32 protein-coding genes are annotated in these 24641 nt (G+C 62.3%); 5 read left to right on the top strand and 27 right to left on the bottom strand.

Translation table 11 applies throughout. From position 1 onward, the window contains the following. Positions 1-3: 3 nt before the first annotated feature. From K5554_RS03260 to K5554_RS03140, 25 genes are all read right to left on the bottom strand, one after another. Positions 4-954 carry a YybS family protein gene (locus tag K5554_RS03260; protein ID WP_221039717.1) on the bottom strand — a complete coding sequence of 317 codons (951 nt, stop codon included), beginning with the start codon at positions 952-954 and terminating at the stop codon, positions 4-6. Positions 955-959: 5 nt separating this feature from the next. Then, on the bottom strand, positions 960-1280 hold the full coding sequence (locus K5554_RS03255) for a MazG-like family protein (protein WP_221039716.1): 321 nt from the start codon (positions 1278-1280) through the stop codon (positions 960-962). Between the two features lie 41 nt (positions 1281-1321). Further along, positions 1322-2722, bottom strand: coding sequence for a thioether cross-link-forming SCIFF peptide maturase (gene scfB / locus K5554_RS03250; protein ID WP_221039715.1), 1401 nt, complete (start codon positions 2720-2722; stop codon positions 1322-1324). 75 nt (positions 2723-2797) lie between these two features. After that, positions 2798-2953: a six-cysteine ranthipeptide SCIFF gene (gene scfA / locus K5554_RS03245; RefSeq protein ID WP_221039714.1), complete on the bottom strand. Its 156-nt coding sequence runs from the start codon at positions 2951-2953 to the stop codon at positions 2798-2800. Positions 2954-3090: 137 nt separating this feature from the next. Then, positions 3091-4077, bottom strand: a complete 987-nt coding sequence (locus tag K5554_RS03240; RefSeq protein WP_221039713.1) for a copper amine oxidase N-terminal domain-containing protein — start codon at positions 4075-4077, stop codon at positions 3091-3093. 663 nt (positions 4078-4740) lie between these two features. Continuing rightward, complete coding sequence (locus K5554_RS03235) at positions 4741-5277, bottom strand: hypothetical protein (protein WP_221039712.1); 537 nt, start codon at positions 5275-5277, stop codon at positions 4741-4743. Further along, on the bottom strand, positions 5271-6548 hold the full coding sequence (locus K5554_RS03230) for a Glu/Leu/Phe/Val dehydrogenase (protein ID WP_221039711.1): 1278 nt from the start codon (positions 6546-6548) through the stop codon (positions 5271-5273). The genes K5554_RS03235 and K5554_RS03230 overlap by 7 nt, the downstream gene beginning before the upstream one ends. Positions 6549-6700: 152 nt before the next feature. Continuing rightward, entirely contained in the window at positions 6701-7393 is a 693-nt protein-coding gene (locus K5554_RS03225; RefSeq protein WP_221039710.1) for a response regulator transcription factor, read from the bottom strand. A 25-nt stretch (positions 7394-7418) separates the two neighbouring features. Further along, the gene (locus tag K5554_RS03220) at positions 7419-8624 is read right to left on the bottom strand and encodes a GAF domain-containing sensor histidine kinase (protein ID WP_221039709.1); all 1206 of its coding nucleotides are present in this window, start codon (positions 8622-8624) and stop codon (positions 7419-7421) included. A gap of 211 nt (positions 8625-8835) precedes the next feature. Continuing rightward, on the bottom strand, positions 8836-9066 hold the full coding sequence (gene rpsR / locus K5554_RS03215; RefSeq protein WP_221039708.1) for a 30S ribosomal protein S18: 231 nt from the start codon (positions 9064-9066) through the stop codon (positions 8836-8838). Positions 9067-9084: 18 nt separating this feature from the next. Beyond that, positions 9085-9516 carry a single-stranded DNA-binding protein gene (locus tag K5554_RS03210; RefSeq protein WP_221039707.1) on the bottom strand — a complete coding sequence of 144 codons (432 nt, stop codon included), beginning with the start codon at positions 9514-9516 and terminating at the stop codon, positions 9085-9087. Next, entirely contained in the window at positions 9509-9841 is a 333-nt protein-coding gene (gene rpsF, locus K5554_RS03205; protein ID WP_221039706.1) for a 30S ribosomal protein S6, read from the bottom strand. Before rpsF ends, K5554_RS03210 begins: the two co-directional genes overlap by 8 nt. A 195-nt stretch (positions 9842-10036) precedes the next feature. Then, entirely contained in the window at positions 10037-10231 is a 195-nt protein-coding gene (locus K5554_RS03200) for a DUF951 domain-containing protein (RefSeq protein ID WP_221039705.1), read from the bottom strand. 44 nt (positions 10232-10275) lie between these two features. Continuing rightward, a complete protein-coding gene (locus K5554_RS03195) occupies positions 10276-11160 on the bottom strand; it encodes a mechanosensitive ion channel family protein (protein ID WP_221039704.1) in 885 nt (294 codons plus the stop codon). 31 nt (positions 11161-11191) lie between these two features. Beyond that, positions 11192-11812: a sulfurtransferase-like selenium metabolism protein YedF gene (yedF, locus tag K5554_RS03190; protein ID WP_221039703.1), complete on the bottom strand. Its 621-nt coding sequence runs from the start codon at positions 11810-11812 to the stop codon at positions 11192-11194. A gap of 31 nt (positions 11813-11843) precedes the next feature. Then, complete coding sequence (gene selD, locus K5554_RS03185; RefSeq protein WP_221039702.1) at positions 11844-12890, bottom strand: selenide, water dikinase SelD; 1047 nt, start codon at positions 12888-12890, stop codon at positions 11844-11846. Between the two features lie 12 nt (positions 12891-12902). Continuing rightward, positions 12903-13820 (bottom strand): selenium metabolism-associated LysR family transcriptional regulator, encoded by a 918-nt coding sequence (locus K5554_RS03180; RefSeq protein WP_221039701.1) that lies wholly within the window; start codon positions 13818-13820, stop codon positions 12903-12905. A 681-nt stretch (positions 13821-14501) separates the two neighbouring features. Then, the gene (locus tag K5554_RS14650; protein ID WP_221039700.1) at positions 14502-14708 is read right to left on the bottom strand and encodes an alkaline phosphatase; all 207 of its coding nucleotides are present in this window, start codon (positions 14706-14708) and stop codon (positions 14502-14504) included. A gap of 92 nt (positions 14709-14800) precedes the next feature. Beyond that, positions 14801-15169, bottom strand: a complete 369-nt coding sequence (locus K5554_RS14560) for an alkaline phosphatase (RefSeq protein ID WP_305038869.1) — start codon at positions 15167-15169, stop codon at positions 14801-14803. Positions 15170-15359: 190 nt separating this feature from the next. Then, complete coding sequence (locus tag K5554_RS03165; protein WP_221039699.1) at positions 15360-16070, bottom strand: response regulator transcription factor; 711 nt, start codon at positions 16068-16070, stop codon at positions 15360-15362. 49 nt (positions 16071-16119) lie between these two features. Next, positions 16120-16875, bottom strand: a complete 756-nt coding sequence (locus tag K5554_RS03160; RefSeq protein ID WP_221039698.1) for a phosphatase — start codon at positions 16873-16875, stop codon at positions 16120-16122. Positions 16876-17478: 603 nt separating this feature from the next. Continuing rightward, the gene (locus K5554_RS03155; protein WP_221039697.1) at positions 17479-17853 is read right to left on the bottom strand and encodes a GerW family sporulation protein; all 375 of its coding nucleotides are present in this window, start codon (positions 17851-17853) and stop codon (positions 17479-17481) included. A 5-nt stretch (positions 17854-17858) separates the two neighbouring features. Continuing rightward, on the bottom strand, positions 17859-18509 hold the full coding sequence (locus K5554_RS03150; RefSeq protein ID WP_221039696.1) for a hypothetical protein: 651 nt from the start codon (positions 18507-18509) through the stop codon (positions 17859-17861). A 1-nt stretch (position 18510) separates the two neighbouring features. Further along, positions 18511-18972 (bottom strand): anti-sigma factor, encoded by a 462-nt coding sequence (locus K5554_RS03145; RefSeq protein ID WP_221039695.1) that lies wholly within the window; start codon positions 18970-18972, stop codon positions 18511-18513. After that, the gene (locus K5554_RS03140) at positions 18962-19540 is read right to left on the bottom strand and encodes an RNA polymerase sigma factor (RefSeq protein ID WP_221039694.1); all 579 of its coding nucleotides are present in this window, start codon (positions 19538-19540) and stop codon (positions 18962-18964) included. Before K5554_RS03140 ends, K5554_RS03145 begins: the two co-directional genes overlap by 11 nt. 228 nt (positions 19541-19768) lie before the next feature. On the opposite strand from K5554_RS03140, the gene K5554_RS03135 reads away from it, so the two are divergent. Genes K5554_RS03135 through K5554_RS03115 form a run of 5 tightly spaced genes read left to right on the top strand, consistent with a single transcriptional unit; the run spans position 19769 to position 22411 of the window. After that, on the top strand, positions 19769-19996 hold the full coding sequence (locus K5554_RS03135) for a spore coat protein (RefSeq protein WP_255565486.1): 228 nt from the start codon (positions 19769-19771) through the stop codon (positions 19994-19996). A gap of 12 nt (positions 19997-20008) precedes the next feature. Beyond that, the gene (locus K5554_RS03130) at positions 20009-20281 is read left to right on the top strand and encodes a spore coat protein (protein WP_221039693.1); all 273 of its coding nucleotides are present in this window, start codon (positions 20009-20011) and stop codon (positions 20279-20281) included. A 34-nt stretch (positions 20282-20315) separates the two neighbouring features. Further along, the gene (locus K5554_RS03125) at positions 20316-21329 is read left to right on the top strand and encodes a polyprenyl synthetase family protein (protein WP_221039692.1); all 1014 of its coding nucleotides are present in this window, start codon (positions 20316-20318) and stop codon (positions 21327-21329) included. Continuing rightward, positions 21326-22249, top strand: coding sequence for a prenyltransferase (locus tag K5554_RS03120; protein WP_221039691.1), 924 nt, complete (start codon positions 21326-21328; stop codon positions 22247-22249). The genes K5554_RS03125 and K5554_RS03120 overlap by 4 nt, the downstream gene beginning before the upstream one ends. A 12-nt stretch (positions 22250-22261) precedes the next feature. Next, positions 22262-22411, top strand: a complete 150-nt coding sequence (locus K5554_RS03115) for a hypothetical protein (RefSeq protein WP_221039690.1) — start codon at positions 22262-22264, stop codon at positions 22409-22411. A 42-nt stretch (positions 22412-22453) separates the two neighbouring features. Here the strand turns inward: K5554_RS03115 and K5554_RS03110 are convergent, their stop codons facing one another. Further along, positions 22454-23197 carry a glutamine amidotransferase gene (locus K5554_RS03110; RefSeq protein ID WP_221039689.1) on the bottom strand — a complete coding sequence of 248 codons (744 nt, stop codon included), beginning with the start codon at positions 23195-23197 and terminating at the stop codon, positions 22454-22456. 94 nt (positions 23198-23291) lie between these two features. After that, entirely contained in the window at positions 23292-24569 is a 1278-nt protein-coding gene (locus K5554_RS03105) for an ArgE/DapE family deacylase (protein WP_221039688.1), read from the bottom strand. Between the last annotated feature and the right edge of the window lie 72 nt (positions 24570-24641).

Genomic DNA, 24641 nt, shown 5'->3' with positions numbered 1-24641 from the left:
TCCTCAAGCAGTGAGGTGACGGAAGTCGAAGAACAGGTCAAAGAGGCCCAGGAGAAACAGCAGCTGCCCCACCAGCGGGGTGAATAAGGCCAGCGCCACCAGGAGAACCCGGAGCGGCGTCGCCACCCGACCCTGCTCGAAGAAGTGCCAGGCCACCGCCAAGCCCTCCATGAGGAGCAGCAGCTGAAAAATGGCCTGCAGGTTGAGGCCGATGTGGGTGAAAACCTCCTGCTTCCAGTATTGCCCTGCGACCAGGGCGGCAATTCCCGCGATGTAGCCGTAGGCCAGGCTGCGGGGAAAGCGCCAGGTGGCGAAGGGCGGAAAGCCGGGGTAGGCGACGCCCAGGCGCCTCAGGACGGCGCGCGCGAGGAGGAAATTAACAAAGGACAGGAAGCCGCTCCCCACCACCAGGGCCATGGGAATGAGGTAGCGCATCATGGTGAGCGTCTGCTCCAGCATCTTTTCCATCTGGGCCAGGTTCTCACCCGAAACGCCCAGGCTGCGGTAGAAGCTGAGCACGCCGCCCACCGAGTCCTGGTAGAGGGCCAGGTAGGTTTGAAACGGGTTTACGCCCATGACAAGGAGCGAAAAGGCGAAAAGCAAAAGAAGCGAGCCCAAGAGGGTGATGCCTCCTAGCGCCACCGTCCTAAGCGGCGGTACGCGGCGGCGCATGGAGCTGCCGAGCACCAGTCCCAGGATACCCAGCCCCAGGAACATGCTGAGCGCGGTGAGCGGGCCGGCCAGCATGGCCACGAGCAGCCCCGCCACCAGGGTGGCCAGTACGGCCAGGCGCAGGTCGTGGCGCACCCCCAGCAGCACGATGGGCACCGGCCAGAAAAAGCCGGTTACAAGGCCGAGCACCGGCAGGTAAATAGTGGCCAGGCAAAAGACAACGGTGAGGGCGGCCAGGAGCGCCGCCTCGACCAGGGAGCGCGTCGATCCGTAGTGTGGCACGTGTTTCACCTCTTTGTCCCGTCAAGGTGCTGCTCGAAGGCAGAGAGGTCACCATACCATTTTTCCAATTCGTGCTCTTCGATTATACTCTGGTGCACCATACCCTTGACCTTGGCATCCAGCCGGGTAAAGCCGATGCCAAGGCGCCGGGCCAGGAGGTAAACGGTAAGCACGGCCTGGGCCGACGCCTCCAGGATGTGTTCTTCCGACCCGCGGAGCGCGGCCCGGTAAAGCAGCGTCACCGCCCCGAGAAGCTCGCACTTGAGCCACTCGATGGCGCGCACGTTCTTCGTGATGTCGAGTTCCTTCCCCTTGAGCTCCGGCACGCGGTGCACCTCCTCGTGCTAACCTTTAATCATTCTTTACCTTAGGCGGAAACTCCTTCTTTTGGTATCGGTTCCCGGCCGCCGCCCAGCTCCAGCACCGCCTTCAGGTAAAGGGCGCACTCCACCCGCTTGCGCTCCAGGGCGCAGCCCAGTTCGTAGGGGACGTGGATGTCGCCGTGGAACAGCTCGGCGTTGGCGTGGCAGCCGCCGCCGCAGAAGTAGCGCGCCCAGCAGGTGCGGCAGGAGGGTTTGCTAAAGAGCGTCGCCCGGCGGAACAACTGCACGAGGTCAGGGCGCGTGACGCCCTCCGTCACCGTACCCAGCCGGTACTTTTCCCGGCCGACGAACTGGTGGCAGGGGTAGAGGTCGCCGCTGGGGGCCACGGCGAAGTATTCGTGCCCGGCGCCGCAGCCGGTAAAGCGCTTGGCCAGGCAGGGGCCGTGGCTGAGGTCCACCTCGAAATGGAAGAAGGTGAAAGGCCGCCCGGCGCGGGCGCGCTCCTCGTAAAAGCGGGTGAGCTTGTCGTAAGCCTGGTAAAGGGCCGGCAGGTCCGCTTCCGTAAGGGCGTAAGGCGCAGGCGGCTCGGCCACCACCGGCTCCAGGGAAAAGCGGCGGATGCCCAGGTCCGCCAGGTGGCGGGCATCAGCGTCGAAATCGCGGTTCGCGCGCGTGTACGTCCCCCGCACCCACCAGTCGCCCTCGGGATCGGCGGCCGCCGCCGCCAGGATATGGGGCAGCACCCGCCGGTAGGAACCGCGCCCGGCGGCATCGGGGCGCATGGTATCGTGCACCGCCGGCCGGCCGTCCAGGCTGAGGACAAGCGAAACCCCCAGGTCCCTAAGCTCGGCCCGCACCGCTTCCGTGAGGAGAACGGCGTTGGTGGTGAGGGTGAACTTAAAGCTCTTGCCGCGCCGGGCCCCTTCCCGCCGCGCGTAGGCGATGGTCCCGCGCACCACGGGCAGGTTGAGGAGCGGCTCGCCGCCGAAGAAGTCCACCTCGCAGAGGGAGCGGTCGCCGGAGCCCGCCAAAAGAAAGTCGATGGCCTGCCGGGCCACCGCCTCCGGCATCAGCTCACGGCCGCCCCCGAAGTCGCCGGTATCGCCGAAGCAGTAGCGGCAGCGCAGGTTGCAGTCGTGGGCCACGTGCAGGCAGAGCGCCTTTACGAGCGGCGCGCCGGCCGGTTCCCAGGCCGCCACCGCCGGCGGGCTGAAGAGCGTGCCCGCCGCCACCGCCGCCTCCACCTCCGCCAGCGCCTCCCGGATGGCGGCGGCGCCGAAGCGGGGCGCCAGGGCAGTCACAATCGCCCGCGGGGGCTTTTCAGGGTAGAGGCGGAGGATTTCATAGGTCGGCTCGTCCACCTGGTGCAGGCTGCCGCTTTCCACATCCAGCGCCAGGTAGGTGCCGAAGCAGGAAAAGGTGTGCACTTGTCCCAATACGGCCATGTTCATTCTCCCCCGAACAAAAATTAGGCCCGCCGGCGGGTATACGCGCCCGCCGCGGGCCGCGCCCAAGCCAAGTCAGCGCCGGCGCGTGTTCTCGCAACTCTGGTTCCCGACGGTAAGCGAAGTTTTGCAGGCCGATTGGCACGAATTATGGCACTGGCCGCACCCACCGTTCACCAGGCTCTTTTGCAGGTTGCCCTTATGTAGGGTTTTGAGGTGTTTCTCCAGCATGACCAGCCCTCCTTTGCTGTTTCCCATTATAACATACGGGCCGCCGGGCGACAATTGTGCCGCCACGGCGGGATCGTGTCAAGGCACCGTAGGAAAGCCCTGCCCAATATCTGGGCAGGGCAGCAAGTAAAACTTCGTTACTGTTGCGGAGCCGTCGTCGGCGAAGCAGGCTCTTCCACGGGCGGAGCGGCTTCTTCTACCGACGGAGCAGGCTCTTGCGTCGGCACCGGGACATCCGGTTCCTGGATGGTGATAACCTGCGTGGATAGATCGTAGTACACACTCGCCGCGAAGTTTTCCGAGATGAAACGGAGCGGGACGAAGGTGTAACCTTCTATCACTTGAGGCGGAACGGGCAGGGGAATGGTCTTCTCCTGACCCAGCTGGTCCTTCAGCGCCGCAGTGCCGCTGGTCAAGTTCAGCTTGATGGTTACGCCTTGCTTGACCACGGTGACCGTCTTAGTAGCTGCATCGTAGGCCACCTGGGCCTTCAAGCTTGCAGCCAGCGCACGCAGCGGAACCAGTGTGGTGCCCTCCTTCACCACCGGCGGCAACGCGTCCTTGAGAAGCTGGCCGTTCACGAATATCTGCGGCCCTACCCGGTTGCGCTGCGCCGTCGCCTTGGGCACTGTAGTGGCAGGGGCCTCTTCCGCTTTCGCCTTCTTCTGTTTCTGCTCCAGTTCCTGCTCCTGTTCCTGTTTCTGTTCTTCCTCCTGTTCCTGGTGCTGCAGCTGCTCCTGCGCTTCGGCCTCGACCTTGGCTTTTGTCTTAAGCCGGACTTGATCTTGCACTTTCTCCCCGTCTTGGGTTTGCGTCTGCTGCTCGACCTCGTTCTCTGCGCGCGTCCGGTTCTTCTCCTCTACCCCGTCCTGGTCTTCCTCTTGTTGATTGTCTTCTTCAAGCTGGTCTCCTTCTTCGTTCTGTTCCTCAACCTGGTCCCCGTTTTCAAGCTGCACCTGGTCCTCTACGCGGTTCTGGTCTTTCAACGCCGTTGCTGCAGCCGCCGACGCACCTTCTCCATGGGCCGCTCCAGCCTTCTTAGGCGCCGCCCATGCCGGACCGGCAAGGAGCAACGCTGCTACTACCATGAGTGCCACGAAGAGCTTAGCTGTTCTCCCTTTCATCAACCCTACCTCCTTGTTGTCTCTTCACTTGCTATTTCGTTGCATTGCCGGTTTTTCTGGGGGGAGGAGGGCCGATTCATCCAACCCTGCCGGCGGCTTCGTCAGAGGGCGCATCATCTGTCCTATGCAGCGCCCGAGCTTTTAAGAACCTTTCGGCTTAGATCCGGTTAAGGAACCTCCCCCTGCGGGACCGGCGCGCGAAAGCCAACCAAAAGGACATTCCCAGGGGCAAAGTGCGCGGTTAGTTACACCCAAACCCCGAGATTGATGGATGGGAACGTATCAGGCAACGTAACCGGGCTTGTACCAGCGGCCGAAGCACGTGCTTTATCCAGGTCTCGCTGGCAGAGAGGCCGCTGAGGGCTGGAACGATCGCCTTAAGCCACTCTCCCTCCTCATCCAACTGCCTCTAACCTCGCCTGGGGTTCGCGGTCCTCGGGCGGGGGTTGCCGCCGGCTTTTTTCAAATTTCGCCTCGCGGCGGACACCCTGGCCTTGAGCTACGGCTACTGCTACCTTCGCCGTTCGGGTCTTTCACCCTATAGACAGCGCCCATGCCGGGCGCACAGAAAATAGGCGAACCCATCAGAGTTCGCCTTTGCCTGTTAGACTCCCCGAACGGAGTCTATTCCATATATACCAAGGGGGGCTTGGTATCCGCACTTTAACAGGCGGTGCGTTCCCAGATCTTTAAGGCTGGTTTATGCATAGAGCCGACCAAGGAGGCGTAGCCCACCTTGTGAGCGATGTCGTCATCGGTGATGATGTGGGTATCGAGCAGCGTGCTCATCCTTTGGACTCGAGTTCCAAGGAGTCTCTTGTACTCCTCTAGAAACCGGGCTTCAAACCAACTGAGGAGTGAGTCAAGGGCGGGAGAGTGTTGCGTGACCCAGAAAAGGATGTTTATGTTTGAAGTTAACTGCACATATTCCTCCAGGGAACTGCCGAAGAGGTAGACGGCCTTGAGCTTATCATCGACTTTTTGCAGGTAAGCTGTCAGTTCCCTTACCAGGGAGTAGCGAAAATAGCTGTGGGCATTGGGGCAACCGCTTTGGAGTCGCGTTACTACCTCCTGTTCGGAGAGCCGCATTTTGCCGGTGCAGTAGGAACAGGCCTCTCTGAATATCTCGCGAACCAGGTCCGTGTTTGGCTGAAGGACTGTGCTGGACAACTCGGCATCACTCCTTTCGAGACCTAGCAAACAAGCACCCCTTTCTGTTCCAACGCGCGCGCAACCCGTTGTACCGCAATCGCATAGGCTGCGGTTCTTAACGGAATGTGTTGCTCGTTAGCCAGGAGATAAATATCATCGAACGCACGGTGCATGGTAATGGTGAGCCTTGTGTTCACCGTGTCTAAATCCCAATAATAACCCTGCTGGTTTTGTACCCATTCAAAATAAGATACTACTACACCACCTGCATTGGCCAGGATGTCGGGCACCACAATTGTTCCGCGTTTCCGGAGAATAGCATCGGCCTCTGGAGTCACTGGGGCATTGGCTGCTTCAATGATTATGGGGGCCTTGATCTGTTCAGCGTTGGCGACGGTAATCTGGTTTTCCAGAGCGGCCGGGATGAGAACGTCTACGTCCGCCTTGAGAAGCTCCTCGTTGGACATAGGAGTTGCGTCCGGGTAACCGGCCAGTAGGTGGTCATCAGAGGTCTGAACATACTCCAGCAGGGCGTGAATATCGAGGCCGCTTTCCTTATACAACCCGCCGCTGATATCGCTAACAGCTTGTATCTTGCACCCGGCCTGGGCCAGGTACAGTGCCGTATAGCTGCCGTTATTGCCAAATCCTTGAACAACTGCTCGCATCTTGGCGGGATCTTTGCCCAGCCATTTAAGAAGTCTCAAAGTGGTGACGGCCACACCTTTACCGGTGGCCTCGCGCCGGCCTAAAGATCCGCCCAGTTCGATGGGTTTACCGGTTACGATTCCGCGCACATCGTCACCAGCAAGCTCGCAGGCTTTGGCTACAATCCAACCCATTGTCTCTGCCGATGTATTAACGTCGGGTGCAGGAATATCCTTAAGCGGACCCAGCGCTGGCATGATCATACTAATGAAACTCTGCGTTAGAGTCTTTAATTCGCGTTTTGTCAGGGTCTTCGGGTCGACAGCGATTCCGCCTTTTGCTCCACCGTAGGGAATGTTAACGGCCGCGCACTTCCACGTCATCAGAGCGGCTAGTCCTCTGACCTCATCCAGGTCGACGCTAGGGTGAAAGCGGATGCCGCCTTTGAAGGGCCCGCGGGCGTTGGAGTGTTGGACGCGGTAACCGGAAAAGACCTCAAGACTGCCATCCTCCTTAACGAGCGGCACCTGTACCACCACTTCCCGCTGTGGCTGTTCCAGGATTTTGGTGATTCCTGGGTCCAACTTTAGGTGAGCCGATGCTTCTTTGAAGAAGTGCTGCGTGGCGGAGGCTAAGCTCGGCAATGCTTTAGTGGACGGATTGGAAACCATTTGTTCACCACCCCCGTTTCTAGTGTAAAGCATGTGGTGCTAACAGCGCATAAAAAGGGTGGGTGATAACGTTAAAAAGGCATAAAAAAAGTCCCCCGATAAAAGGGTGACAGGCGCCGTGAACAACCCATAGGTGTGTACCGTACCAAAACTTACTCTTTATCATCCAAGACGTAGCCTATACCCGGTAGAGTATGTAAAAGTTTTGGTGAACCGGGATCTTTCTCCAGCTTTTGCCTTAAGCGGGAAAGATAAACCCTCAGGTATTCAACCTCATCCCTGTATTCGCTACCCCAGACATGGGCCAGAATTTCGGAATGCAGCAACACCTTACCCTTGTTGCTGGCGAGGTAATACAGCAACTTGTATTCGGTCGGAGTGAGGTCCACGCTTTTCCCCTCCAGCGTTACCCAGCGGCGGACCGGATTAATCTCAAGTGGGCCGATCTTGATTGAGGAAGTTTGCGGCCTGGTTCCTCCTTGCACCCTCCGTAGGACGGCGTTGATTCGCGAAAGGAGCTCTTTGGGGCTAAACGGTTTGGTCACATAGTCATCGGCACCAACAGCAAAGCCTTGGACCTTGTCGTTCTCCTGAACCCGAGCCGTCAGCATGATAACGGGAACATCGGAAAACTCACGAAGGCGCCGGCAGACTTGAAAGCCGTCCTCGCCTGATCCAAGCATAATGTCCAAGACAACAAGATCTGGCTGTTCCTGGGCAACCGTCTGGATTGCCTGTTCCCCGTGGGTCGCCAACAGCACCCTGTAATCTCTCTCTAGATTTACCCGCAGCAGTTTGAGCAGCGCCTGTTCATCGTCCACCACCAAAATTGTGTCTTTTTTCACCTACTCATTCCTCCCAGTCTACCTCCTAGTCCTCCCGCTGGGGTAGGGGAAGAGAGAAGTAAAAGGTGCTCCCTGCGCCCACCTTGCTGGTAGCCCAGATTCTTCCCCCGTGGGCCTCGACGATCTGCCTGGCTATCGGCAGGCCAAGACCTGTCCCTGTGACATGACGACTAGAGTTTTTTACGCGGTAGAACTTTTCGAACAAGCGGTTTAGGTGTTCTGGGCGAATGCCGATACCCTCATCCGCCACGCTAACAACTACCTCGTCGTTGTTCCTTTCCCCGCGCACCACGATGAGACCGCCGTCGGAATACTTGATCGCATTATCCAGCAGGTTACGGATAACCTGTTCAATGCGATATGGATCAGCTTCCACAATATGAATCTCAGGCGCGAAGATCACCGCGAAGCGATGCCGGCAGGCAGAGAACTTGAGTTCGTGCACAACTTTAGTGCAGAGGTTCCGCAGTAAAACAGGCTCTTTATTAAGTTCCAGCTTCTTAATTTCCAGGGCTGAGTGATCGAGGATATCGGTGACGACCGCTGTGGCGTTGTCCGCTTCCCTGAGGATGATCTCTAGAAAATCCTGCACAGCGTCCCGATCCCAGTTAACATCGTCGCGCAGCAGGGTGGCAGCGTAGCCTTTAATCGCCGACAGAGGGGAACGTAGCTGGTGGGATAGAATTGCCAGAAGGTCTGGGCTCAGGCAGGTTGCTTCACGCTCTGCTTTAATTTTCCTAAGCTGTTCATGCAGAAGGAAAGACGTCACATAAGGTGCGAGTAAATCTGCTACCGGCTGAACGAAGGTGGTCATCCGGGGTGTGAAAGTGCCGGTCCCGCTGAAACCGTGCAGGCACAGCACTCCGGCAGAGCTGCCATTGGTCACAAGGGGGACCGCCAAAACGCAGGTATTGGGACAAACTTGTGGACGTCTCGTGGTGAAGGCTTTCTGCCACAACCACCGACTGGAGGTAACAACGGCATCTACCTGGTCCTCAGAGGGAAAGCCGTAAGAAGTCCTCAGCCGCAGGCAGCCGTTGTCCGGCTCCTGTAGCAAAAAATAGCCGGCCGCAAAAGAAGGCTGATTGTTGATGAGATGCTGCAGGGCAAGGCTCAGGACCCTATCCATGGAACACGCGCTGCTCATGGCAGAAGCCAGTGTGAAGATGGTATGCAGCTGTCTCGGAGCACTTTCGTATAAAGGAAACATGTCTGTAGTGCTGCCGTTCATGCCCAGCCCACCCCCAAAACCCTACCATGGCCATTCCTTATGCGCCTTAGAATACAGCCGTCTCTAAATTATTCGGCAAAGACCTACACTTTCCTCCCCGCCCATGACATGCAGGCAGCGTAATCCTCGATCCAAACCTTTTCCTTACCCTGCCGCTGCAGCCGCCGCATGTTCCTGCAAGCCAACAAGGCGCCCCAGGGCGCCTTGTGCTTTATTCGGCTGTGAACGGCAGCAGCGCTACGTTCCGCGCCCGCTTAATGGCCACCGTCAGCTGGCGCTGATGGCGGGCGCAGTTACCGGTGATGCGCCGGGGAAGAATCTTGCCCCGCTCGGTGATGTAGCGCCGCAACCGCCCGGCATCTTTGTAATCGATGACGTCAATCTTATCCACGCAGAAATTGCAGACGCGCTTCTTGCTGCGCCGTTTATCGTGCCGTGGCACTCGTTTTCCGCCCTCCTTTTAGAAGGGGACATCGTCCAGATTATACTCGACCTCGGTGCCGCTGGGTTCCCCGCTCGGCTCCCCACTCGGGCTCCCGCTGCTCTGACCCCCGCCGGCACCCACCGCCGCTTTGGGCCAATCCAGGAACTGAACGCTATCGGCCACCACTTCCGCGGCCCGGCGTTTCTGCCCGTCCTGGGTCTCGTAGGAGCGGATCTGCAGGCGGCCTTCGACCGCTACCAACCGTCCCTTGCTCAGGTTATTGGTGCAGATCTCAGCCTGGCGGCGCCAAACGACGATATCGATAAAATCCGTCTCCCGCTGTCCCTGTTGGTTGGTGAAGGAACGATCGACCGCAAGTGTGAACCTGGCTACTGGAACGCCGGCGGCCGTGTACCTCAGTTCGGGGTCACGCGTCAGCCGGCCGATGAGGATAACCCGGTTAAGCATGTTCCGCCGCCACCTTCCCCTCGGCGTTCGCGTTATCCTTTTCTTCGTGCCGCACGATGAGGTGCCGCAGCACAGGCTCCGTGATCTTCATTACCCGGTCCAGTTCCTTGACGCAAGCCGCTGTGGCGCTGAAGTAGATGACGGTGTAGAAGCCTTCGCGGAACTTCTTGATCTCGTACGCCAGGCGCCGCTTGCCCCAGGTGTCCACCTTCTCAACCCGGCCGCCGCTTTCGGTAATAAGGTCGCTGAACTTCCGGCTCAAAGCAGCGTAGGCCTCTTCTTCCAGGTTGGGGGCCAGGATGTACATGACTTCGTAACTGGCCACTCGTTTCACCTCCTCCCTCCGGACTATCAGGGGTCTCCCCCTGCGGCCCTGCGCCGCGCGCAGGGCAGGGAGGTAATGCCAGAGCACTACCAGGTAGTTATTATATCATTGTTTGTGGCTAAAGGCAAAGTTTTTACCGTGCGGGGAGTCTCCCTGTGGGTTTGGGCTGCGGGGGGAAGGAAATGCATCGCCTTGTCATTCTTCCCCCGCAGAGCGCACGATTTCCTTGACCGCCCGTTCGAACTTGGGCCGGGGCAGCATGACCCGCCGGCCGCAGCCCAGGCACTTGAGTTTAAAGTCCGCGCCCACGCGGATGATTTCCCACTGGTCACTGCCGCAGGGATGCGTCTTGCGCATGCGGACGATGTCGCCCAAGCGGTATTTGTCCATCCTTCATCCCTCCCCGGCGAAGAAGGGGGCGCCGTCCGGCAGCTTCACCGTGCCGGCCGCAGGCCGCCTTCTTGTTTCCCCTCCAGGACAACCACGCGGTGCGGGTAAGGAATTTCAATCCCGGCCGCATCGAGCCCCAGCTTGAAGCGGCGCCGCATCTCACGCTCCACCTTCCATTCAGCCATGGGTTCGGTCCGGGCCAGGACCTGGAAGGTCACCTGCGACTCTCCCAAGGCGGTGACGCCGAGCACGGTGGGGCCTTCGACTATTTCCGGCATGGCCGCCGCTATTTCCCGGGAAATACCCTCAAGAATTTCCTGTACTCGACGCAGATCGGACTCATAGGCCACGCCCACCTCGACCAACGCCCGGCGCGAACCGCGGCTCTTGTTGGTCACCAGGTTGATCTGCCCGTTGGGAATGATGTGCAGGTCACCGTTGAAATCGCGCAGCCGCGTGGTTCTCAGGCCGATGTCTTCGATGATTCCCTCCACGCCGGCGACGCCGACGTATTCGCCGATGCCGTACTGATCCTCAAAGAGGATGAAGAAGCCGGTGATAACATCGCGCACCAGGTTCTGGGCGCCGAAGCCCACCGCCAGGCCCACCAGCCCGGCGCTGGCCACCACGGAGGTGGTGGGCACGCCCAGGGCATCCAGCACCACCAGCGCACCAACAAAGTAGAGGCTGTAGCGCAGGATGCTGTTCAGGAGAGCCTGCAGGGTTTGGGCGCGACGCGGGTCAAGGGGGTACTTTTTGCCCTCAGGGGGGCGCAGTGCCCGCGCGATGAGCAGGCGGCCCGCCTTAAGGGCCAAGGTGACGCTCACCAGCACCAATAACAGGACGAAAAGCACCCGCCCGGCGCCCAGGACGAAGGCGGTCAGGCGCTCGGGGGCGAGTAAGCTCGCCATTGCCGGAGACAGGTTCATAAGATACCTCCCAAAAGGGATAGCTGGACCATTAGGAAATGGTGACGACTTTCTCGGCACCCAGGAGCTTTTCGACGATGGTGAACATATTCGAGATGTTCCCTACCGCCAGTTTATCCTTGAGCTTGAGGTAGTCCAGGCACGTACCGCAGGACAAGATCTCCACGCCCTGTTTCTCCAGGGTCTTGAGGCTGGCCAGCACCTCGGAGCCCTCGGTGCTGAGACGGACGCCGCCGTTCATAAGGATCACCGCTGCCGGGGCGGGTGTGCTTTCGGTGAGGGTGTAAAAGAAGGACTTGGTGAGGATGTGCCCCAGTTCCTCCGCCGGGCGGCCGACGGCGTCGCTCAGCACCAGCACCACGGTGCCGCGGCCGGAACGCTCGGCCTGCGCCACAGCCGCCGTCTCCGGGCCGGGCGCCGGCTCGACCAGGGCACCCTCCTTGGTAATGGTGAGGACGAAGTTGTTCCCCTCCACAGCGACGGCTACGGGCAGGTTGAGGCTGCGTGCCAACTTGGCGACGTTGTCACGGGCGACAGGGTTGTCCACAATGGTCACCACTTTTCCGGCTGTCAGGGCTTCGATGGCTTTTTTGGTGCGGATCACGGGCAGGGGGCAGGCGAGGCCCCGCGCGTCCACGTGTTTTTCTTCCATAAGGCGATTTCTCCTTTCCAAAAACCGGGGTTCAGCCGTAAACCCGCAGGCGCGGCGTGTCCCCCGCCACCGGTTCCGCCCGGCCGACGCGTGCGGCGGGCACGCTGCGGCGGGCGAGTTCGTCCAGGAGGGCACCTGCTTTGGGCGCGGGCACGGCAAGGAGCAGCCCGCCGCTCGTCTGCGGGTCAAAGAGCAGGTCGGAGAGCTCGTCGGGCAGGTCCTGGGGAAGCTCCACCTTGCCCGTTAAGTACTCGCGGTTGCGGTACGTGCCGGCCGGCACCAACCCCTGCCGGGCCAGCTCCCGCGCGCCGGGAAAGAACGGCACCGCCGCCAGGTCAATGGCCAGGTCAACGCCGCTGGCGGCGGCCACCTCGTAAGCATGCCCCAGGAGGCCGAACCCGGTGATATCGGTGCAGGCGCTCACGCCCACCGCCTGGGCGGCGGCGGCCGCCGCCGCATTCAAACGGGCCATGCTGGCAGCCACCGGGGCAAACTCCCCGGCCGGTGCCAGGTCCACCTTGTAGGCGGTAAGGAAAACCCCCGTCCCCAGCGGTTTGGTAAGGATGAGCTCGTCGCCGGGCCGGGCGCCGGCGTTGCTCCAGATCTCCGCCGGGCGGGCCGCACCGGTTACCGCCAGCCCGTATTTGGGCTCCTCATCCTGAATGCTGTGCCCGCCGGCCAGCAGGGCCCCTGCTTCTTTCACCTTTTCCGCCCCGCCGCGCAGGATCGCACGCAGGACTTCCGTATCCAGGCAGGAGGGAAAGCCGACGATGTTGAGGGCCAGGAGCGGCTGCCCGCCCATGGCGTAGATGTCGCTCAGGGCGTTGGCGGCGGCAATCTGGCCGAAGGTGAAGGGATCGTCCACCACCGGCGTGAAAAAGTCCACGGTTTCAATGAGGGCCAGGTCCGGCGCCAGCTGGTAAACGGCGGCGTCATCGCTGGTGCCGTGCCCCACCAGGAGGCGCGGATCGGTAAGCACGGGTAAATCTCGCAGCACCTGCGAGAGGGTCACAGGACCCAGTTTGGCCCCTCAGCCGGACGCGGCCGTCAGCGCCGTCAGGCGCTGTTCCTTGCTCATGGCCTCACCTCCTCAGCCGGCAGCACGGCTCAGCGACTGGGTGTTAAAGGTGGTCAGAAAGGTCTGGAACTCCTCCAGCGCCCGGTTGGGCAGGGCCTGCTTGTGGGTGACCACAAAGAGGTCGCGCTTGAGGTTGAGCCCCACCACGCGCACCTCGCGCACCTGCCCGAGCGCCAGGGCCTTGTCGGCCGCCCAGCGGGAAACCACCGAGATCCCGAGCCCGGCTTCCACAGCGGTAAGGATGGCCTCCGTGCTGCCGAGTTCCATCACCACCTTGAGGTCGGCCAGTTCAATCCCCACTTCCTTCAGCCGCTCCGCCAGCACCTGCCGCGTGCCGGAGCCCTTTTCCCGCAGGATAAAGTTTTCCTCCAGCAGGCCGGCCGGGGCGATTTGGGCGCGGGAAGGCCAGGTGTGCCCGGGCGGCACGATCAGGATGAGCTCGTCCTCCAGCACCTTGGTGGAATTCAGCTGGGCCTGATTGGCCACCGCCCCTACTACGCCCAAGTCCAGGCGCTGGTCGAGAACTTTCTTGCGGATCTCGCTGGAATCGCCGATCTCGAGGCTGATCTGCACCTCAGGAAATTTCTCCTTGAAGGCGCCGATAAGGTGCGGCAGGATGTACTCGCCCGGTATAGTGCTGGCACCCACGAGCAGGCGCCCCCGCACGTGGCAGGAGAGCTGGCTTACCCGGTACTCCGCCTCCGCCAGGAGCTGGAGCGTCTGGCGCGCGAAGTCGCACACCAGGCGGCCTTCCTCCGTAAGTTCCGCCCGCTTGCCCGAGCGGTCCACCAAGCGGGCGCCGAAGTGTTCCTCCAGGGAGTGGATCTGGAAGCTTACCGCCGGCTGAGTGAGAAAGAGCTTTTCCGCAGCCGACGAGAAGCTTTTGCACTCGGCAAGCGCGACCAGTGTACGCAACTGGTTGATGTTCACCCCAAAGCCCCCCAGCGTCCGTAGCCGTTTAGTTGTTCTAATCTTCGACATCTGGGGGCAGAAACCCTTCCTTCCTATCCCGGCGGGCAAGAAGCCTAACTGCAGGACTATTCTTCGCACGACGCCTTACGACCGGCATAAAAAAGAAGAGCCCGTAGTGACCTACGCTGCAGCTGCTGCAGATCCCTGCATAGCCCAAGGCAGCCTTTCGACCGCCGGGGACCATTACGGAACCTGCAGCAACCTGTGCTCGACCCGGCGAAGTACCTGGGAAGCCTAGGTTCCTCTCGCGAGGAACTCCTAAACCTCGAGCCTTTTCAACAGAGTGAAAAAACATGCGGCACTTCGCCGGATCTTAGCTCGACCGGCGGGCATCCCCCTCGCTCCCACAGCGATCTTTCGGACCGCCGCAGAAACTGAGGAGACACCGGCCGGTCTGCCCGCCGGCTAACGCCAGGCCAAGCACCCGGCGTTAACCTTTGGCCGACCACTGCAGAGCGAACCCGCCCTGCAGCAGTCTGGGCTCAGCCACTACAGACCCTTCGTTCATTATTCTGTCCCGCCTTACAACCGTTATGCACGCGTAAGAACTTTTTGAGCAGCAACAGCGCCCCGCCCTTCAAGGCAAGGGTGCCGCTTTGGGGTTGGCCCCGGTTTATATTACCAAAGGGAGACAAGCTTCTATTTCTGGAAGCCGCAGGCCCTATACATCAACTTATTGAGATCGGTGTTATCCAAATGCCTTGCGAACTCTTCAGCGTACGGACCATAAGCCATGACGGGCACGTCATTCCCGGTATGGCCGCCAGAGGTCCAGCCGGCGTAAGCCCGGCGGCTTACAATGTCCGCGGCGGCATTAGCTGCGGCGTAGGGGTTGGTCTCTTTCACTTTGAAGGCACTCAGCAGGGCAACGCGTTCGTCAAGGGTAAGGTCATTAATGCCGACGTACTCCGTGAAGATGTCTTTGTAATTCTCCGCGGTCAGTTTAGCTTCACCGGTTGTTTGTTGACATCCACGCTGATGGCGGCATTGTATGTTTTCACGCCGGTGGCGATGGCCGTGGCGGCGGCGGCCGAGTCAGTCACCCATTTTTCCACCGGGTCGTTGGGATAAGTGGAAACGGTTCCGTTATACGTGAAGCTGTCCATCGTTAGCGCGCCGCCCTCGACAATGCGGCCTAAAGTCATCTGTCCGTAACCCATGCCGTCACCGATGAGCAAGATCACATTTTGGGCTGGCGCGGACGGCGTAGCTGCCTGGACGGCGGGTAAAACAGCGGTCAGGGTCAAACAAACAACTGTCAGCAGTATCACCAGTAAGCCGACACTTCTCCTCGCCGAGAACCTCACGGCAATCCCTCCTAAGGCGTTTTGTCTTCATTGTACACGCTCAATTTTAGAAGGATATTAAGACGACCTTAATTCTTTCTTAGAAGCTAGGTAGGAAACTCGGCGCGGTTTACCAGCGTCGAGAGGTTGGGAGCGTGTATACAGCTTCTCTCTGCCTCTTTGCCGCCCACCTGTTTCCAGTTGGTGATAGTTACGACAACGAACGGTGCTCAGTAAGGGGCGGCCGGAACCGGTAGCCTACACGGCGCACTGTCTCGATAAGCACGGGATGGGCCGGGTCGGCCTCGATTTTCTGCCGCAGGTAGCGCACGTGCACATCTACTGTACGTGTATCGGCCGCATACTCGTAACCCCAGACGTTCTCCAGAAGGAACTCGCGCCGTAGCACCTTACCCGGGTTCCGGAGGAAGGTCTCGAGCAGGGAGAATTCCTTGGGAGTGAGGGCCTTGCGTTTGCCGGCCAGGAACACCTCGTACCGGTCCGGATAAAGCTCCAGGTAGCCGCTCCGTAATACCGGCGCTTCGTTTTTCGCGGGAAGGCGGCGCAGGCGTGCCCGGATGCGAGCAATAAGTTCCCGCGGGCTGAAGGGCTTTACTATGTAATCGTCGGCGCCGAGCTCGAGCCCCAGCACCCGGTCGGCCTCGCTGGCCCGGGCAGTAAGCATGATTACCGGAATGGCCCGGGTCTTTTTCTCTTCTTTAAGAAGCCTGAACACCTCCAGGCCGCTTAAGCCCGGCAGCATGAGGTCGAGAACGATGAGATCCGGCACCTCGCGCCGCGCTACCTCCAGAGCGGCCGGCCCATCATCGGCTGCCAGCACCCGAAAGCCTTCCTTTTCCAAGTTAAAGCGCACGAGTTCCACCACATGGGGCTCATCGTCCACTACCAGAATGCGAGCCATCTCTCTTCCACCTTTTTTCAATCCGCGAAAACAAAAGCCAGCGCCACCCTTAGGAAACAGGGCAGGTACGCTGGCTTAAGAGCCGCTGGCGCCGTTTGAGTTCGGCGAGGTAACTCTTGACTCGCTCCGCTGAGTAGTTGAGGATCTCCTCGTCGCGGATGCCGGCGGCGTGCGCCACCTCGAGGGCCTGTTCGAAGTTACCGACGGCCGTGTAGATGTGCGCATCGCTGGAGATGATAACCGGTACCTTGTGGCGGTGAATGTAGCGGGCAAAGAGCTCGCAGCGGGGCGCGCTGCCGGTGCGGCTGACGGAGAACGAGCTGTTGTTGATCTCCAGGGCCTTGCCGGTGGCCTTGGCGGCCAGTACAACCTTCTCGATGTCCACCGGGAAGTGCGGATTCCCCGGGTGCACTACGGCATGCACGTAGGGGTTGTAGAGGGCGGCGATCATCGCCTGGGTGTTCTCCTCCACCGAGCCGCCGTCAAAGCCGGTGCCCGCGTGAAAGCCCGCCAGCACCAGATCCAGCCGCTCCAGTAGGTACTCCGGCATATCCAGGGTACCTCGGCTATCGATGATGTTGGCCTCCACGCCGCGCAGGATTTCCACGCCGAAGAGGTTGGACGGTATGGCTGCCAGGTTGCCGAAGTGGTACTCGTGCGGGCCGCCCGGCATGTTGATCCCGTGATCGGTCATGCCGAGGAGCTTGATGCCTTTGGCCGCCGCTCCCTCCGCCATCTCCTTGATGGTGCTGTAGGCGTGCCGGCTGGCCACGGTGTGGGTGTGCAGGTCTGCTTCAAAACCCATCTTTTTTTCCTCCTTTCTGCTTTATTCAGGCGGGTACGCCGGTTCCGGCTCCTCCCACCGTCTTCATTATAGAAATTATTTGTTAAGGTCGCTTAAGGCGGCCGTTAAGTTTCCGTTAATGGCCCCGCCCGTACGGTCCCGTGCCGCCGGCAAGAAGTCGGCGGCGAAAAAAAGGCGGGCTCCGGAAGGAGCCCATGTCTATAAATAAGAAGGGGGGTATAGGATAGCTTGGTACCAAGTATAACAGGAGATTGTTAAGAAAATGTTGCAATGCGATTACGGTGTCATTAATAAACCTGGAGAATTCCTCACAAGAGCCGCGCCGACCGGCCCGCCGGCTCGGAATTCACCTTGACCGGGGCGACGTGCCCCGCCGGCGGCACGCCGCGGATGCATTCCACCACGAGGAGAGGCCGTTGCGGCCGCCCCTCCTCAGGTTACTTTGTAGCCGTACCTCAGCGCCTTAGGTTGGTTGAAGGAATCCTACCCCCCTCGAATGGTTAGGGTTTCGCTCTTACCTCGGTATTTCATAGTTCTGTTAAGAATGCACCGCAGAATACTAGGTTGCTGTTAAGACGATAAGAAGAGGACCGACCCCGCTGGTCACTCGGTTTCCTGCTCTTTTTTCTCCTGCCCGTGGCACAGGCTGACCTTCGCCAGTAACTCGGGGACCAGCTCCACGACCTTCTCCAGTGTCCCTTTACCGCCCAGCGGCAGCAGGCTCACCTCGCCGCCCTTGATCACGACCACCCCGGTGGGACGCAGCCGGGCACCCAGCCCACCGCCGCCGCCGACACCGCTGCCCTTCTTCTCGTCCTTACCTTCACCGCCACCGGTACCCAGGCCGAAGCTTGCCTCCATCACCGGAATGAGCGTCACCTCGCCCACCGTAAACGGCTCCCCGATCACGGTCTTGGTGGTAAGGAAGCGCTCGAGCTCAGCCGTCATGGCCTCCAGGTTCTCTTTGACGATGTTCATCTCGTTTATCTCCTTTCTTGCTTGGTCTTTCTTCGTACCTGCCGAAAGGTCCGCCAAAGGAGGCGTCCCTCCGGTTGGACCGCAGCCAAGGCGAGAGAGCCGACCAACCCCAAGGGAAGAAACCAGCCTTGGAGCCGCACCGCGCCGCTGGGTAGCTTAGCGGTGAAGTCAGAGGTGAGATTCAGCCTAGGAAAGCCCAGACGCTCGGGGGGCACGGCCGCCAAGAGGCCGGCCGCCCAGCCCGTGGCCGCCGGGTCCGGGAAGGCCACCACCCCGTCACCCTCCAGGGTCAGGTGCAGGGCCGCCCGCAGGCGAAGCAACAGGGCCAGGGCCGCCCGGGCGACCTCCCGCCGTAGGAAGGGACGCGGGTCAAACCGGCGCGTGCTGGCCTGTTTTGACTTGCGCCGTGGGGCGGCTTTACGGACGGGACCGGCCCGCTCCTTCCGCCTGCCGCTCAAGCGCCTTACCGGGTGCCCGGCCAGGGTGAGCGCTGGCCCGTCCGGTAGCTGGAAGGCGAGCCCTAGCAGCCCGCCCAGCCAGGTGACAAGGCCCCGCCCCCCTAGCGCGTCGGCCACCTCTAGCTCAGCCTGGTAGCTTACCGGGCCGAGGAGCAGGAGGGTGACGAAAGCTACCGCAACTGTTGCCCACATGCTCATGCTACGCTCTCCCTGCTGCGGACACGCCCGCTAGAAGGCGGACAGCGATTAGCCCGGCCGCTCTCTGCCCCCAGCGGGCCGCCCCCAACACGGTAAGGCGGGCCACCTGTCCCACCTGCTCTTCACCTGGAATGCGCCGCAGCGCCGCCAGCCAGCCGGCCTGGCAGCCCTGCCAGGCCAAGGCACCCCCGGCGATGCGCCGCAGCCAGGAGGCAGCGCCCTCTATCGCCGACGGCCCCGTTACCGCCCGCACGACGCGCTCGTGCACCGCCGCCAGGTCTTGGACCTCGGCAGGAGGAAGCTCCCGGCTGGCTTGGCCCAGCTCCCAGAACAGCCAGCCGTAAAGCACCAGATCCTTCCGGCAGTGGGCGCAGGTCGCGAGGTGTTCTTCCACTTCCCGGCGGGCGGTGGCTGGTAGCCTCCCTTCCAGGTATTGCTGTAAGAGATCTTCGTCACACTTCACTGTCAGCACCTCCGGCAAAGAAAGCGCCCACCTTTTCCTTAAGCTGGCGGCGCCCGCGAAAGAGATAGGTCTTGACGGTACCGAGGGGCAGGGCGCAGGTGGCACTGATGTCTTCGTAGCTCAGGTCCTCGAAGTGGCGGAGAAAGAACACAGCCCGCTGCAGGGGCGGCAGGGCCGCCAGCTCCCGCCGTAGGTGCTGCAGTCCTTCCCGCTCTTCCACCTCTCGTTCCACGTTAGTGGAGGCCGCGGGTTCCTGGCCGAGGCGCGTCAGCTCGTCCTCCAGGCTGAGCTCTGGACGGCGCCGGTGCAACTCCGAGAGCGCGGTGTTCAGGGCGATGCGATGCACCCAGGGAGTAAGGGGCCGCGTTACGTCAAATGTGCAGAGATGCTCAAAAACCTTGAGCAGCACCTCTTGGGTGGCATCCAAGGCGTCCTCGTGCCGGCCCAGAACGCTGCGGCACAGGCAGTAGATGTACTTTTCGTAGCGGCCGAGGAGTTCCTCCACTGCCGACCGCTCGCCCTGCCGGCAGCGCCGGACGAGTTCGGCGTCCGCAGGCCTTTGTACCACTTTGCGCTCCCCTCCTGGATAGATTACTTGTCTGGCAGACAAAAAGTTTCACCGCCCACACAACCAGAAGGCGGCGGCTCACTGGCGCAGCGCGGCCAGCGGGCGACGGCCACCGCCGTACGCGCCCTGCTGCATAGCCAGGGCCGAGCGGTACATACTAGGAAAAGCCTGCACCAAGCCGCCCGGCTGGGACTCAGTCCAGCGGGCGATTTCAAAGGAGGGATAGCCGTGGTTCAGACAAGTGCGCGGGGCACCCAGGTGTTCACCGACCGGGAGCTCCAGTCTCTCCAGGAACAGCTTTTCCTGGAGGAGCTGGCCGTACACAAGATGCGTTCTTATGAAGGTCAGCTGACCGATCCCGAGCTGCAAAAGGTGGTCACTTCCCTGCGGGAAAAGCATGAAGGACACTACAACACCCTGATGCGCCACCTCTTAAGCCAGGAAATTCAGCCTTAAGGAGGGATAAAGGTGACGGAGAAGCTTTCCGAACGGGACATCATGAGCGATTGCCTCACCATGCAGAAGCACCTTACGGAGGCCTACAACAGCGCGGCCAACGAAACCGCCCATAACCTGCTGCGCAGCGATCTTATCAACATCCTGACCGAGGAGCACCAACTGCAGTCCTCGGTCTTCGGGGCTCTCGATAAGCGCGGCTGGTACCGCACCCGCCCTGTGACCCGCGAAGCGCTGAGCCAGGTGCAGAGTTACTTCAAGAGCATCCAAAGCCGGTTGCAGTAAGTTAGAATGAGTCAGGCGGACGGGAGGTGAATACGTGACAGCACCCGTGGCGGCGGAAGGCACCACGGCCCTGGCGGACACCGCCGGCACCAGCTCCGGCGTGGCTGCCGATTTGAAGCAGGTGGAAGAAATGCTGGAGCGCCTGCTGGCGCCGGGTGGGGGACGGCGTGCTCCGGAACTGGGACGGGGGCTGGCCCTGGCCGGAGGCAAGCGCCTGCGCCCGCGCCTCTTTCTACTGGCCTTCCGCTCCTTATCCCCGGCGGCGCCCACTTTACCGGTTTACCGGCTGGCGGCCGCCCTGGAGCTCCTCCACCTTGCCACTTTGGCCCACGACGATGTGATCGACGGCGCGACGGTGCGGCGCGGGCATCCCAGCCTCAACGCCGCCCAGGGGGAGCGGGCGGCGGTGCTGGTGGGCGACTTCTTCTTCAGCCAGTTCCTCACGGCGGCAGCCCCCAGCGGGCCGCGGGCGCTCAACCTCATGGCGGGCGCCATCACGGCCATGGTGGAAGGCGAGCTGGAGCAGGCCGAGCACCGCTTTGATGTGAACCTGAGCGAAGAAGGCTATTACAGCATCATAGGGAAAAAGACGGCCGGCTTTCTGGCCGCCGCCTGCGAACTGGGTGCCCTGGCCGCCCGCGCCGGCCGCGCAGCTCACAGCATCTACCGGCGCTTCGGGCTCTACTTAGGTTACGCCTTTCAGATTCAAGACGACATCCTGGACTATGTAGGGGATCCGCACCGGCTGGGTAAGCCCCGGGGTAGCGACCTGACCCAGGGCGTTATCACCCTTCCCCTGATCCAGGCACTTAAAACGGGCCGGCAGGCGCCGCGGCTGCGGGCGCTCCTTACGACCCCACCGCTTGAACCCGGCGATGCGGCGGCCATCCGGGCCGCGGTGGAAAGCTGCGGCGGCATCGCCTATGCCCGGGCGCGGGCCAACGAGTTTTGTGAACATGCGCTCGCGGAGCTGGCAAAGCTGCCGCCCAGCCCTACCCGGATGGAACTGGAAGGGCTGGTCCAGGCTCTTAGGGGGCGGCAGTGTTGATGCCCAAGGCAACCGCCCGGCTCTACGCTCTGGGGCTTCTCATCCGCTGGCCGGCGGTGCTGGCCTGGAGCGGCGGCGGAATCTACCTGGCCGCCGGCCTGGCAACGAAAGCAGGTGTTGCCCCGCAGCGCTGGTTGGACCTTACGCTCTTGGCGCTGGCTACGCTCTTGCTCCACGGCATCGTCACCCACGCGGTGAACGACTGCGCCGACTGGGCCAGCGGGACCGATCGTCTCAGCCCGGGACTGCTCTCGGGTGGTTCACGCGTCATCGTCCGCGGGCTCCTCACCCCGCACGCGCTGGCCGTGGTAAGCGCTGCCGCCGCTTTCCTGGCGCTGGCCCTGGCGGTGCTGCTGCTGCCCCGCCTGGGACCGGGGGTGCTGGTGCCGCTGGCCGTCGGCCTGTGGTCCTCCCTGGCCTATTCCCTACCTCCGTTCTCCCTCGCCTACCGCCCCCTGGCCGGGGAGTGGCTGGGGGCCTTCCCGGCCCTCCTGGCCTGCACCCTCGGGGCGTATTGGTCACTGGTGGGAACACTCAGCCCGCGCATTTGGCCGGCCGTCCTCAGTTACGGCCTCCTTTGCCAGGCCTGGTTGGCCGAGCACCACCTGGCCGATGTGGAGGCCGACCTGGCCGCGCAGCCGCCGAAACTCACCACCGCCGCCTGGATAAGCCGGCGTTGGGGCCGGAACGCCGCCCGTTACCTGCCCGCCGCCTACGCCGCGGCTGCCCTGCCGTTCGTTTTCTGGGCCGGCCGGCCGGGCGCCCTGCCGCTCGAGGCGGCCCTGCCGCCTCTCGGCGCGATCATTGTTGCGTTCGCCGCCGCGCCCGGCAATGTCCGGGCCACCACGCGCGCGGAACTCGGCATGATGGCGCTCGCCCTGATCGAAGCCGGCCTCTTGGTACATGCGCTCCAGCCTTGAAGGAGTGATGCTATGCTCACTTTCCTCTGGGCCTTTCTCGGCACCATCGCCGCCCTGCTTTTTTCCGTGGCCGCCGTGATCGCCGCCCGCCGCCAGATCCTGCGCCTCCTGGCCGCCCGTTTCCTACCCCGGCTGGCACGGCGCCTGCGCGACCGGCGCTAAGAGTATAAGCAACGCCCGGGCTTTCGGCCCGGGCGTTCGGCATCACTTTCCTCCAACCCAGCGCAGGGCATTGGCCCAGAACGCGTTGTACCCGGGCCAGTTCAAGAATTCCGGCGGTCCCCAGTGCGGGGCGCAGTCGCCGGCGAAGGCCAGGCTGCGGCCGCGGCCGTACGTCCCGGCCACTGCGAAGGGATCATCCCCGATGGTAAGCAGCACCGTCGCCCCTCCCTTGGCGCGGAAGCGGTTATACCCCAAGAAGTGCGGCCACTTCTCCGGCACCCCGGTCAGCACCGGGTGCTCCGGGGCCGCCACCCGGGGCGTGATCCCCTGTGGTACCTCGCGGCGGTCGTCGCCGGGGAGGCACTCCACGGGGAGCGCCGCCGCAAGCGGTGTCTCCCCGTAGCGGGCCTTGCCGTCGATGCCCGAAAAAGACATATAGCCGCCGATCATCACCAGGCCGCCGCCCGCTTCCACGTACCCGCGCAGGGCCTCCAGGCGGTTGGGCAGCCTGGCCGATTTACCAAAAGTATCGTTGTGGAGCAGCAGGGTGTTGGAGCCGATATCGCTCAGGATCACAGCGTCGTAGCGCTGCAGCTCTTCTGCCGTAAAAGGAAAGTGATCCTGCGCCACGTGGCTGGGCTGGTAGTCTACCTCCATCCCGGCGCCCTGCAGGGCCTTGAGGAGCCAGGCGGCTCCTTCTTCGTATTTGGAGGTGGTGAAGCTGTCAAAGCCCTTGACGTGGATCATGTGGGTAACCCAGGACTCGCCGGCCAAAAGAACGCGCATCTTTTCCGCCTCCTTGTACCTATCTTAGGAGATTCTACCCGGAGCAGCGGTACGAAAAAAGCAGGGGCCGCAGGGTCATTCTCCGCACGGCGCCTTATTCTGCCACTCCGCACCAGGTGAGGATGAAGCGCGCGGCGATGCGGATAAACTCCAGGTACTCGGCCAGGGCCACCGATTCGCCCACGCTGTGCGCCTGCTCCGGCTCACCCGGCCCCAGTATGACGCAGGGGATACCGGCCAGGCTGGTAAAGTAGCGGGCGTCACAGCCGGCGGGCATGCCGGTAATGCGGGCCGGCGTACCCTCCTCGGCGGTCACCGCCTGGCTCGCCGCCTGCACCAGCGGATGGTCCACCGGCACCTCGAAGGGGCTCCCCTCCTGGTACTTGGTGACGAGCGGCGGGTGCTCGCGCAGCCAGGGGTCACCCTGGGCGCAGTCCCGGAGCGCCGCCAGCACCTCCGCCTCTGTACGCCGCCCGGCGTCCGGACCGCCCGGGAGGTAGTGCAGGCAGAGCTTGAACTCGCACCACCCCGCCACCGTGGAGCCGGCCTCGCCGCCGTGGATCTCGCCCACGTTGATGCTGGGACCGGGTAAAAAGAGGTGCCGCCGGGTAAGGAGCCAGCGGTGCTCGAGTTCATCCAGGGCGCGGATGAGCTTCATGGCCTTCTCGATGGCGCTCACGCCCGCCCACTTGCGGCTGGAGTGCAGCGGTTTGCCCTGCACCCGCACCGCGTAGAAGATGAAACCCATGTGCGCCGGCTGCACCTCCAGGTGGGTGGGCTCCGCCACCAGCGCTCCGTCGGCGCGGTAGCCGCGGTCCAGGCAGGCCAGGGTGCCGTTCCCCCCGCCCTCCTCGTCGACGACGCTTTCCAGGATGAGGTCGCCTTTAAGGCGCACCCCGGCGCGCTCTACGGCCACGGCCGCCAGCAGCAGCCCGGCCAGGCCCGCCTTCATGTCGGCAGCGCCCAGGCCATGGAGCCGGCCGCCGGCGATGGTGCCGCTCCAGGGCGCATGCGGCCAGGCTGCCAGGTCTCCGGGCGGCATGGTGTCGACGTGCCCGTTGAGGATAAGGGAGCGCCCGCCGCCGGCGCCGGGAAAGCGCACCACCACGTTGGGGCGCCCGGCGTAGTTGTGGCCTTCGTTGCCCAGGCCGTAACGCTTAAGGCGCGCCGCCTCAGGCTCGAAGACGTCGGGCGCAGCGCCCAGGCGCTCAAGGCGCGCCCGGATGAGCTCCTGCCCGGCGGCCTCTTTACCGCCGGCGATGCCGTGCCCCACCACCTGGGTGTCCGCCTGCACGAGCTCCTGGAGAAAGCGCACGGCCTCTTCTTCCTGCTCTTGAAGAACCGCGCGCACACGCTGCCACGCATCCGGCATAATCATTCCCCTTCCTGTCGGCCGTCCGCGCACCGTGTCGGGATTCCCGCCCGCGCTTTCGCCTCTCACATG

Source organism: Gelria sp. Kuro-4 (assembly GCF_019668485.1).
In the GTDB taxonomy this organism is placed as follows: domain Bacteria; phylum Bacillota; class DTU030; order DUMP01; family DUMP01; genus DUMP01.
The sequence above is the reverse complement of the archived record's forward strand: the minus strand, read 5'-3'. Positions and strand labels throughout refer to the sequence as shown.